This is a genomic window from Providencia sp. PROV223 (genome assembly GCF_028479245.1).
Lineage (GTDB): Bacteria > Pseudomonadota > Gammaproteobacteria > Enterobacterales > Enterobacteriaceae > Providencia > Providencia rettgeri.
In genome coordinates this window covers 122,658-134,803 of the sequence record NZ_JAMPNG010000005.1, presented here as the reverse complement: position 1 = coordinate 134,803, position 12,146 = coordinate 122,658, and the positions used below count along the sequence as shown (strand labels likewise).

The window sequence follows — 12,146 nt, the reverse complement described above, 5'->3', positions numbered from 1 at the left end:
TATAGGAGAAAATTATGCCTCAAGCTCTAACATTGGCTGACTGGGCTAAGCGTCAAGACCCAAACAGCAAGCAAGCGAAGATCGTTGAACTGCTAAACCAGTCTAACGAAATTCTTGATGACATGGTGTTTGCCGAAGGTAACTTGCCTACAGGCCACCGTACAACTGTTCGCACAGGTTTACCAGAAGCTACATGGCGTATTTTGAACTATGGTGTGCCGCCAAGTAAATCAACTACTGCACAAGTCACAGACGCTATAGGCATGCTGGAAACTTACTCAGAAGTTGACAAAAAGCTAGCTGATTTAAACGGCAATACATCTGAATTCTTATTGTCGGAAGCGCAAGCGTTCATTGAATCCATGAACCAGCAAATGGCTGAAACGCTTTTCTATGGTGATACAAGTGTACATGCTCAGCGCTTTACTGGATTGTCAGCACGCTTCAATGATTTAAATGCTAAGAATGGTGTAAACATCATTGATGCTGGTGGTACTGGCAGTAATTTAACCTCAATTTGGTTAGTGGTGTGGGGACAGAATACCGTTCATGGCATCTACCCTAAAGGTTCTAAGGCTGGTCTTGAACAGCAGAACTTGGGCGAAGTCACACTAGTCGATGAAAATAACGCTAAATATCAAGGTTATCGTTCTCATTTTAAATGGGAAAATGGATTAACTGTGCGCGATTGGCGTTATGTAGTACGCATCGCTAACGTTGACCTGTCTAAGTTAACCAAAGATCCAGAAGCTGCAGGCGCTATCGACTTGCCTGATTTACTGATTCAGGCGATTGAGAAAATCCCTAATCTGTCTATGGGTAAACCTGTTTTCTATTGCAATCAGCAAGTTCGTAGCTGGATGCGCCGCCAGATTAAAAACTCAAAGAACGTCAATATTTCTATGCAAGAAGTTGCAGGGAAGAAGGTTGTTTCTTTTGATGAAATCCCTGTGCGCCGTACCGATGCAATTCTCACAACTGAGGATCAGGTGGTAGCTAAGTAAGGCATGCCTATTGTGCGGTGCCTGAATGGGTACCGCTAACTTAATTTTGTTGGGAGTTCGCAACATGATTTTAGATAAAGAAACCCTATTTTCTCTCGACCAGGCAGTGACCGCATCAGCGATTGCGACCAGTATCATTGACCTAACGCCAGTTAAAGGTGACTTCCGTGATATCGGTATTGGTGAACCGCTGCAACTGTTTGCACAGGTTACTGAGCAGGCAACGGCTGCAGGTGACGCAAAAGTACAAATCGTATTGGAAACATCAAAAGATAAAGCGTTTACAACGCCTGTTGCTATCTTCCAGTCATTTGCTATGCCAATTGCAGACCTGAACGCAGGTAAGCGCATTATCGGTACTGTTCCGCATGGTGTTATTAAGTATCTGCGTCTGCGTTACGTTGTCACAGATGGTCCATTAACTGCAGGTAAGTTTACAGCGGGTATCGTACTTAACACTGATGCTCATCCTATCTACAACGCCGTAACTAATTAAGGTGTGACATGTCACGATATAAAGTTTTGAAAAAATCATTTATCGCTGGTCGTCTGCTTGAAGTTGGTGAGGAGGTTGAATACAGCGGTATTGCTGGCAGCAACTTAAAGTTGATTGGTGGTGATGATGCTAAACCTGATACTGGCGCTTTGGTTGATGGGGCTAGTGGTGATAGTAGTGAGGTTGTAACCAATACTGTTATCAGTGGATCAGGCGATACGGTTGATTCTAGCCTTGAAGCTTTGCGCGAACAGTACACACAGCTATTTGGTAAGGCACCTCATCACAACATGGGCGCAGATAAGATGCGCACTGCGATAGATGAAAAGCGTAAAGAACTTGGGGTGTAACCCCCGATGCTAAAGGGGGCGAAAGCCCCTTTTTCTTTTGGAGTAACTCTAATGGCCTCAGAAATCGAAATCTGTAACTTGGCGCTTAGTCGTATTGGTAATAGCCGATTCATTAACAGTCTAAGCGAAAAGAGCAAAGAAGCGGAGCAATGCAACCTACATTTTAATCATTGCCGCGATACTACGCTCTCTGATTTTCCGTGGAACTTTGCCAGTAAGCGCGTTGCTTTGGCTGATACCAATAACCCGCCGCCAGACTGGAAGTTTGCCTATAGCTATCCAACCGACTGTTTAAAAGCAATAGCGATTATTCAATCTGGCCAGAAATATCCTCAACCGCACAATGCGATTAATTTTCTGGTGGGTTCTGATGCTGACGGCACTGGAAAACTGATTTACTGCGACCAACCGCAAGCGTGGCTTCAATACACTGCGTCAGTCACCGATGTGAATATGTTTGATTCATTATTCATAGATGCGCTGGCATGGAAACTTGCTAGCGAACTTGCACGCCCATTGGCTTCAAATTCTGGTATGGGTAATGAAGCCCTACAAATTTATACCATGGCGATTGCTAACGCTGGCGCTCACTCTCTTGATGAATCATCAGAGCCTAGCGATTACATGGATCCATTCACCGAAGCGAGGTTATCGTAATGGCCTATAGCATTATTCAACCGAGTTTTTCTGGTGGCGAAATAGCGCCTAGCCTTTATGGCCGCATTGACTTAGCGAAGTACTCTACCGCTTTACGTAAGTGTGAAAACTTTCTTGTGCGTCAATATGGCGGCATTGAAAATAGACCAGGCACCAAGTTTATTGCAGCGGCAAAATACCCTAACAAAAAATGCCGCCTGATCCCGTTCCAGTTCAGCACAGTGCAAACTTACGCCCTTGAAATGGGTGATAAGTACATGCGTGTGATTAAAGACGGTGGGCAGGTGCTTTATGCCGATGGTGAGCACAAAGGCGAAATATTCGAACTGGCAACGCCATACAAAGAAGCTGACTTATTTAATTTAAAATTCACACAGTCAGCAGACGTAATGACCATCGTACATGCTGATTATCCACCGATGGAACTACAGCGTTATGATCATGACGATTGGAAACTGGTACCCGTTGAAACGCGCAATGGGCCATTCGAAGATATTAACACCGATAAAGAGCGTAAGTTATATGTTAGCGCCAGTACAGGTGATGTAACACTGACTGCAACGCATAATATCTTTGGTGCTGAATTAGTCGGTAAGCAAATTTATATTGAACAGCAAGCGATTGATGCTGTGCCAGTATGGGAAACAGACAAGACGACTAACATTAATGATCAACGCCGTGCTGGTGCTAATTACTACCGCGCTAATACTGCAGGTAAAAGTGGCACGTTAAGGCCGTCACACACAGAGGGTATGAGCTGGGATGGTTGGGGCGGTGATGCTGGGATCCAGTGGGAGTACCTTCACAGCGGTTTCGGTATCGTTAAAATCAATTCAGTCAGTACCGACGGCTTAACGGCAACGGGTAAAGTTGTTTCATACATGCCATCAAATGCTGTAGGTGAAGAAAACGCTACATACAAGTGGGCACGTTCTGTTTGGAATGATGTAGACGGCTACCCAAGCACCGTTATGTATTATCAGCAGCGATTATTTTTTGCTGGCTCTCGTGCTTATCCCCAAACGATTTGGGCTAGTCGTAGTGGGGACTATAAAGACTTTGGCAAGAATAACCCGATACAAGATGATGACCGTATCATCTACACCTATGCAGGACGCCAAGTTAATGAAATTCGTCACTTAATTGATGTGGGCTCGCTGGTGGCCTTAACGTCTGGTGGTGAGTATCAAATCACTGGGGATCAGAACAAAGTATTAACGCCAAGCAGTTTCTCTTTTTCCTCGCAAGGTGCCAATGGCTGTAGTGACGTTCCACCTATTGCCGTTGCCAATATCGCGTTGTACATCCAAGAAAAAGGTAGCGCTGTGCGTGACCTCGCGTATTCATTCGACGTTGACGGGTACCAAGGCACCGATTTAACTATCATGGCTAATCACCTCTTTCAGCGCCACCAGATTATTGATTGGTCGTTTTCTATCGTTCCTTACTCAATAGCCTGGTGTATTCGTGACGATGGTAAATTGCTTTCATTGACGTACCTCAGAGAGCAGCAAGTATTTGCTTGGGCACCACAAGAGACTGACGGGCAATTTGAATCAACCTGCAGCGTCAGTGAAGGTAATGAAGATGCGGTTTACTTCATTGTATGCCGCAAAGTTGGTGGCAGTACTGTGCGTTATATAGAGCGCTTAAGCAGTCGTCTATTTACTAAGACCGAGGACGCTTTCTTTGTTGATTCAGGCCTAAGCTATGACGGCAGAAATAAAGATGAAGCTAGCACCGTACACCTAACCACAGTCGATAACTGGACGTACGAGGGTGATATTACCTTAACCGCCAGCAATGCCATTTTTAAAGATAGTGATATCGGTAACGCCATTCACTTGCCTTATTTTGAAGATGAAGAAAACAAAACGTTACGTTGTGAAATTACTGAGTTTATTAATACTCATGCGGTACGTGTAACGCCTAATCGTGATGTGCCTGAATTACTACAGGATAAGCCGTTAAGCGAATGGGGCTTTGCGCGTTTCCGTTTTGAAGGGCTACAGCATATCGAAGGTAAAACCACCAGCATTCTAGCTGATGCAAATGTATTGCCTCAGCAAAAGGTATCTGGTGGCGCTGTATCATTAGAAGAGCCAGCCGTAGTGGTTCACATTGGCTTACCGTACGTTAGCGATATGGAAACCTTAGATATTCATATCAACGGGCAAGAAACGCTACTCGACAAAAAGAAACTGGTTAAGGTGGCAAGCCTTATTGTTAATTCAAGTCGTGGTATATGGGCCGGTACCGAAAAAGACCGGTTATATGAATATGCTCAACGTGAATTCGAGTTCTACGATAATCCGGTTGATGATGCCACTGGCGTAGTAGAAATTAATCTTGATGCACAGTGGAGCAAAAACGGCCGTGTGTATGTCAGGCAGTCAGATCCATTACCTTTATCAATCCTCGCTGCAATACCGCGCTTAGATGTGGGGGGCTTCTAATATGGCAAAGAGTATTGTTCAAATCGTACCAGCAACATTAGAGCATGCGCAGGCATTGGTACCGCATGTTAGGCAAGCTGATATTGATGAATTCTATGCATTGAACCTATCAACGCCTGAGGAGGTTTTAGCCTCAGGCATTAACCTATCTACAAAATCATGGGCTGCTATTTTCAATGGCGAGGTGGCTGCTATTTTTGGTGTGTCGCCAGCGTCCATCATCGGCGGCGTTGGCATTCCTTGGTTAGTTGGCTCAGATATTTTAGAGAAGCACCAGAAAGCCTTTCTACGCCGCTGTAAGCCGTTCGTTGGCCTAATGCTACAAATCTATCCGGAACTGCTTAATTACGTTGATGAGCGCAATCACATTGCTAAAGCGTGGCTGCATTGGTTAGGGTTCAAATTAGAATATGCGCAGCCCATTGGGGCGCTTAACTATCCGTTTCATAAATTCACAATGAATGCGAGGGCGAAATAATGTGTGATCCTATCTATGCAGGAGCTGCAATACTCGCTTCATCAGGTATGCAAGCTTATAGCCAATATCAATCTGGAAAGTTTAACGCTGATGTAGCCAACCAAAATGCACGCCAGAACGAGCAAGCAGCGAATGATTCAATTAATCGTGGCAATGCCGAAGCGGAGAAACAGCGCTCACGTACTCGGCAATTAGCAGGATCACAGGCTGCGGCAATGTCAGCGAGTGGACTTGATTTAAGTTCAGCAGGTGCCCTTGATATGTTCGGCGATACTGCGGCAATGGGTGAATTAGACGCTTTAACACTGGTTAATAATGCAAGTCGTGAAGCGTACGGCCTACGCATGCAAGCAGCTAATGACAGACTGCAGGGGAAAATGGCACGCCGTGAGGGTAACTTTGGCGCAGCCACAACGCTATTAACTGCACCAATCAAAGCATACGGCGCATATCAATTGTCTGGTGGTACATGGGATCCGTTCTCTGGTACATCTGGCGCGGCGGCTGGTGGTAGTTCAAGTAACAATATGTTTGATATTGCTAAGAAAAGCGGTACTAACCGTTTTGTATTTTAAGGGGTGATATATGCCAACAGTACCAACATATAAAGAACAGCAGGTTAGTTCATCACCTCTGCCGAATAATGGCTTTAGTGTTCAGTCGAACCCTGATCAGTTTGGTGCCGGATTAGGTCAGGTTGCCGAGCAATACACAGGCTTATTCGCAGAAGCGAAGCAACGGGCTAATGTAGCGCTGGCACAAGATGCATCACTGCAACTTAGACAGAAAGCCAATGAATTGATGAACGATCCGCGCAATGGATTACTTGCAATGCAGGGTAAGAATGCTATTGGTAAAGGTTATGAGTTTGAGCAGGCATTTGATAATGCCGCTGGTGAAATAGCAGGAACGTTGCAGGATGATGCAATCAAAAGTATGTTCGCACAGCAAGCAAAAGAAATGCGGTTGCAGTTTAGCTCGCAGGCTAATAAGCATGAAATGGGGCAAATTAAAGCTTACGAACAAGACCAATTCCAAGCAACGTTATCTGTTAATGCGGAGTCAGCCGCTAGTTTGTATGGAGATAACAATGCTTACCTATCAGCAAACAAACAAGTATTCCAACAAATAGAAGAATTTGGGTTTTCACACGGCTGGAGTGATGAGCAGATACTAGCCAAGAAACAGGAGTTTAAAACAGCCACAGCAAAGAGAGCTATTGAAAATCAGATAGGCTCTGACTACATGCAGTTTATGCAGCAGAATGGAGAGCCGTCAGATAACGGTGGTATCAGTCGTTATTATGATAAATCTACCTCATCTTCTAGTAGTGGATCTGCGCGTGGAGTTCGTAATAACAATCCGGGCAACATTAGAATGTCAAAGGATGTTTGGGTAGGACAAACGGGTAATGACGGTTCGTTTGTGACATTCGCTACACCTGCACATGGCATTAGAGCTACAGGAAAAAACCTATTATCGTATGCGAGGCAGGGGTATGTAACACCTGAGCAAATCATTACTCGCTGGGCTCCACCTGAGGATGATAACGATACTGAAGGTTATATTAAATTCGTATCTGATTATCTCAATGTTCCTCGTGATACTGTTCTTGACCTAACAGACTTAGATACATTAACTCGGCTATCAATGGCGATAATGATTCAAGAGAATGGGCAAGGTGAAGTTAGCAAGCTATCTAATGATGATATTTCAAATGGAATTCAATCAGCGCTTGGATTGGTAAGTTTACCTAGCTCACCTAATGCACCTAAACGCTTAACTGGTTCAGTGGCTTTCGATGCGCTAGACGAATCAGACCAAGCCAAATACTTAAAGCAAGCCGAGCAAATGGACAAGCAACGCCAGCAGCAACTACAAACTGAGCTTGGAACTACTATTTCTGATTCTTACGCTGCGTGGGAAAACGGCTTAGATGCACCTAATGTACCATCTGAAAAAACTATTATTTCTGCTTTTGGTTATGACAAAGGCTCGGAAATGATAGCGGATATGCGAGAGGCGAAACGCTACGCTGGATTGATATCAGCGGCTAAAGATATGACACCACAGGCGCAGCGCTCGTTATTAAACAGCATTATGCCCGAACCATCAGAAAGCAATTACGCAAGTAAAATGCAGCGTTGGGAAAAATTCGGGAAGTTTGTTGATAGCAACATCAAGGCGCAAGATAAGGTGTTTTCAGCAAATCGCCTACAGCTATCTATACAGAATAACTTCCCACTAGATCCTAACGATAAAAGCAATCAAGATGCGGCAGACAACTATTTCACTAACAATATTGAATCGTCATTTAATATTAGTGATGAGAATAGTTTAAATGCAGTAGCTGAAATATCCAGTCGTACAGGAATTATTCCCTCGCAAATTAAATCAAAACTGGTGACGGGTTCAACATCTAGAAACCCTGAATTAGTCATTCCAATGGCTAAAATGTACGGGCAAATATTTGATACTAACCCATCGGCAATCAATGGCATGTCAAATGATGCTATGGCCTATTACGGGAAAATTTATAGCCTTACACGTGCAGGAATGGATGGTAAAGACGCTATAGAAACCGCTTATAAAGCCACTTATGAACAGGATGACATGACTAAAAAGATGTTATCTGATATGAAAAGCGGCAATAAATACAGCAAAGAAAGAGAGAAAGCAGCACAAGGTAATATTAATAGTTTCTTTGCTTTAGGCGGTTTCTCATCGCCGAATATCACTAAGGCAAGCACTAGCAATAGTGAGTACATGAGGGATTATTTTGTTCTCTATGATACTAACTTTGATAAATCAGGTGGTGATGCAGAGTTAGCCAAGAAAAATACAAATGCTCAGATAAAATCTAAATGGGCCGTTACATCAATTAACGGAAAAGATGAAGTTATGCGTTATGCGCCCGAGGCTGTTTACGGTACCAATGAAAGCGGCGCAGGTAACTGGATCATAGGTCAGTGGCGCGAAGAACAAAAACAGCTTAAATCTAAAGTGTTCGGCGGAATGCCTGATGATGCTGAATTTGTTCTGGTGCCTGATGCTATGACTGGTCGTGATTTTAGCTATGCAATTATATTGAAGCAAACGGGTAGCGATAATAGACCAATATTTTCTCCTTTCCTTGGTGATAATGGTATGCCGTCACGCTTTAAGCCTGAGCAATCATCATCACCAATGTACCGTGAAGTTATGGATAAGCGGCAGAAAACATACCAAGAGGCTAAGAAAGAGCGTGAGATATTAGAAGGTAACGCCAAACCTGAGCCGATTGATTATGGTTTCAGCAACACACTTAACACCATGTTTGGGAGAGAATAACCATGCCTATTTATGAAATGAATCCAAGTGATGTAATGGGCGCTGATGTTGGCTCAATTAAACAGCCTGACCCTCAATATGGTGAATCAAGTGATGTAGGCATTCTTGATGCTGCAAACCCTTTCAGTGATAAAAATGAGGTATCTAAGCTGCGTGATGCTGCGTTTCGCATTGATAACTCGGTAGGTAGTTTAATAGCTACAATGCCTTTTAATCAGTTCGAAGAACAAGACGGTTACAATCCATTCGATGATGAACGTACATTAACCGGTTATGAGGATTTTGCCGATGCATTTATTCACTCTAAATCACCAGAGGAAACATCAGCAATAAAACAGCGGATAAATAGGCAAATTCAAGATAGGCAAATGCTACAAGACGCTGGTGGCGCTGGATTAATATCAAGTATAGCAATGGGGGTGATTGATCCCATCAACGTTGCCGCAATGATGATACCTGCAGGCACTATTGTTCGTGGCGGCGATGTATTGGCTACAGCAAGTAAATTTGCCGTATCTAATGCGCTTGGTGGCGTTGCTTCAGAAGTGGCTCTATCTGCTACCCAAGAAACCAGAACGCTTGAAGAAAGCGCGCTGAACGTAACGTTTGACGCTATGTTAGGTGGCTTGCTTGGCTCGGCGGCTCAGTTGGTAAAAAACAGAGGGCAGATAGTCAGTAAGTTGAAAAACGATGTGTTAGGCGAACAGCGGACTGTACAACAAAATACTCCAGACAATACTAGCGTTGGTGCAATGGAAGTACCTGATACCACGTTAGAGCAGGAAGCATTGAAAGGGCCATCATTTATTAACAGAACAATGAATGTGAGCCCTGTTGGTCGCGTAGCTCAGTCACCATCAAAAACAGCACGGCAAATTAACCAGCAGCTTGCAGAGAATAATTTTACATTTACAAAAAATGAAGAGGGTATTGCATCGTTTACAGCGGTAGAAACCAAAGTAAGAGGCTACGAAACGCTTGTTTATAAGCAAGTTGAGTCAACCAAAGACTTTTATAAAACCTATCGTAAAATGGCTAAAGAGCGTGACGGTAGTCGATTAAGCCTATATGAATTTAGTGAGCAAGTTGGTGATGCTATGCGTAATGGTGATCGCCATGCAATACCAGAAGTTGCTGAAGCGGCAAGAGCTGTGCGACCTATTGTTGAGAAAACTAAGGATCGCATGGTTGAGCTTGGTATCCTGCGTGAGGGGGTAACTGTATCAACGGCAGAAAGCTATTTCCCACGCATTTATAAGTTCGATAAAATATTAAATGACCGAGCTGAGTTTCGAAACATTATTGCTGATTGGTTGCAGGAAATGAACCAGCGCACAGTGTATAAAGCTGAATCTAGTCTAGCTAAAGCAGATGCTGGCATAGAGCAGGCCAGAACATCCGCACCACAAGCAGAAAAGTTAAACGCTGAAATAAAAGAGGCTGAACGCTGGTCAGGTAAAAAACAGCTTTTAATGGATGAAATAGAAAAAAACCGCAAATTAGTTGCAGAAAAAGAAACTGTTTCAGCCGAAATTGAAAAGCGTAAAACTAAAAAACCAACTAAAAAGCTGGAACAATTAGAGCGTAAACTAGTTCGCATTGAAGAAGCTGAAAACAAACTGGCTTCTTATCAGCGATCTTTGGACATTCTAGACAAGCCGCGCCAGTTCAGAAACGAGTACCGCCAATTAACACGCAAAGCTAACTCGCTGACTCGCTATGATAATCGCCGCCATGCAGCATTGCGTAGAATGGAACCATTAGCACGTGAAGAGGTTGAGGTGGCGGCAGATGATATCATTAATAAAATTATAGGCGCACCATCTGGCATCGTACCCAGTGAGCTGATCCCTGACGGTTTAACAAAGCGTGCGGGTTTTACAAAGTCACGTACGTTAAATATTCCCGATGAGCGCATTAAAGACTTTTTAGAGTCAGATGTTAATTATGTAATGGAAAACTATGTCAGACAAGTTGCACCAGAAATAGAACTTACCGCGCAGTTCGGGCGTGTTGATATGGACGCACAAATCAAGGCCATTACCAATGATTACAATACGTTAATTTCTGAGGCTAAAACAGCAAAAGAACGTGGCAAGTTAGAAGCTAGAAGGGATGCTGATTTACGCGATATTCGCGCCATGCGTGACAGGTTATTAGGCACCTATGGCGCACCTAAAGATTCATCAAGTTTCTTTGTTAGAGCTGGTCGCATTGCTCGTAACGTTAATTTTTTACGTTTGCTTGGTGGTATGACAATTTCATCATTGCCAGATATGGCCAGACCGATCATGCAGCATGGTTTGCGTAGTGCATTAAAACCATTAGGTAAAATGTTAACTGATATTAGCGCAATGAAGATTGCCAAAGCTGACTTACGTGAAATGGGTATAGGGCTTGAATATGCATTATCTAGCCGTTCTAAAGTTATTGCTGACCTTAACGATCCCTACGCTCGCCGAACGTTTGTTGAACGTGGTTTAGAGTGGTCATCACAAAAGTTTGGTAATTTCACACTAATGAATCAATATACAGACACAATGAAGATGTGGACTGGTGTTGTAACGCAATCAAAGATACTCAGAGCTGCGCAAGAGGTTGCGGCTGGTAATGCATTAAGTAGCAAAGAAATTAAAAAGCTGGCGCATCTTGGCGTTGATAAAAACATGTTAGAGCGCATAGCTCAGCAATATTCAAAACACGGTGAAGATTTAGACGGAATGTTAACGGGTCACAGCCACTTGTGGGATGATCGTGTGGTACGTGAAACTTTCCAAGCGGCGGTACTGAAAGACGTTAGAACTACTGTAATCACACCCGGCATTGGTGATACGCCATTAATGATGAGTAGTGAACTTGGAAAGATTGTGATGCAGTTTAAAACTTTCTTTTTCGGTACTCACAATAGAGCGTTAGTATCTGGTATTCAGTCTGGTGATGCATCATTCTATTATGGTGCATTGTTACAAATTTCATTGGGCTCATTGGTCTATGTATTAAAATCAATGATGGCAGGGCGTGAAATTAATGCTGAACCTGCTAACCTTGTTAAAGAAGGTTTGGACTGGTCAGGCATGATGGGGTGGTTAGGTGAGCCTAATAACCTATTAGAAAACCTCAGTGGTGGCTCGTACGGGATGAGTGCCATGTTTGGTGGCCCACCAGCATCACGCTATCAAAGTCGTAACGGTATCGGGGCGTTATTAGGCCCTACATTTGACCTTGGCGGTGACATTCAAAATATTACTGCAGGTGTTATGAATGGTGAGTTTGACGATAGAGAAGTCAGATCGGTAAGAAAGCTGTTACCATTCCAGAATCTTTTCTATCTATCACCGTTACTTAATCAAGTAGAAAAGCAACTAAAATAGGAAC

At 43.5% G+C, this 12,146-nt stretch carries 9 protein-coding genes; all 9 read left to right on the top strand.

Features of this window, described 5'->3' with window-relative positions; all coding sequences use genetic code 11:
* The first annotated feature begins 14 nt into the window (after nt 1–14).
* The 9 genes from PR767_RS08260 (at nt 15) to PR767_RS08220 (ending at nt 12,142) form a co-directional block, all read left to right on the top strand.
* Complete coding sequence (locus PR767_RS08260) at nt 15–1,004, top strand: major capsid protein (protein ID WP_109912478.1); 990 nt, start codon at nt 15–17, stop codon at nt 1,002–1,004.
* A 64-nt stretch (nt 1,005–1,068) separates the two neighbouring features.
* On the top strand, nt 1,069–1,500 hold the full coding sequence (locus PR767_RS08255; RefSeq protein WP_272520178.1) for a Bbp16 family capsid cement protein: 432 nt from the start codon (nt 1,069–1,071) through the stop codon (nt 1,498–1,500).
* Nucleotides 1,501–1,508: 8 nt separating this feature from the next.
* Entirely contained in the window at nt 1,509–1,850 is a 342-nt protein-coding gene (locus PR767_RS08250) for a hypothetical protein (RefSeq protein ID WP_272520130.1), read from the top strand.
* A 51-nt stretch (nt 1,851–1,901) separates the two neighbouring features.
* A complete protein-coding gene (locus tag PR767_RS08245) occupies nt 1,902–2,507 on the top strand; it encodes a hypothetical protein (protein ID WP_272520129.1) in 606 nt (201 codons plus the stop codon).
* Nucleotides 2,507–4,963 (top strand): hypothetical protein, encoded by a 2,457-nt coding sequence (locus PR767_RS08240; protein WP_272520128.1) that lies wholly within the window; start codon nt 2,507–2,509, stop codon nt 4,961–4,963. Before PR767_RS08245 ends, PR767_RS08240 begins: the two co-directional genes overlap by 1 nt.
* On the top strand, nt 4,947–5,441 hold the full coding sequence (locus tag PR767_RS08235; protein ID WP_272520127.1) for a hypothetical protein: 495 nt from the start codon (nt 4,947–4,949) through the stop codon (nt 5,439–5,441). Before PR767_RS08240 ends, PR767_RS08235 begins: the two co-directional genes overlap by 17 nt.
* Nucleotides 5,441–6,016 (top strand): hypothetical protein, encoded by a 576-nt coding sequence (locus PR767_RS08230; RefSeq protein ID WP_272520126.1) that lies wholly within the window; start codon nt 5,441–5,443, stop codon nt 6,014–6,016. Before PR767_RS08235 ends, PR767_RS08230 begins: the two co-directional genes overlap by 1 nt.
* Nucleotides 6,017–6,026: 10 nt before the next feature.
* On the top strand, nt 6,027–8,771 hold the full coding sequence (locus PR767_RS08225) for a hypothetical protein (protein WP_272520125.1): 2,745 nt from the start codon (nt 6,027–6,029) through the stop codon (nt 8,769–8,771).
* A 2-nt stretch (nt 8,772–8,773) separates the two neighbouring features.
* The gene (locus tag PR767_RS08220; RefSeq protein ID WP_272520124.1) at nt 8,774–12,142 is read left to right on the top strand and encodes a hypothetical protein; all 3,369 of its coding nucleotides are present in this window, start codon (nt 8,774–8,776) and stop codon (nt 12,140–12,142) included.
* Nucleotides 12,143–12,146 lie beyond the last annotated feature (4 nt).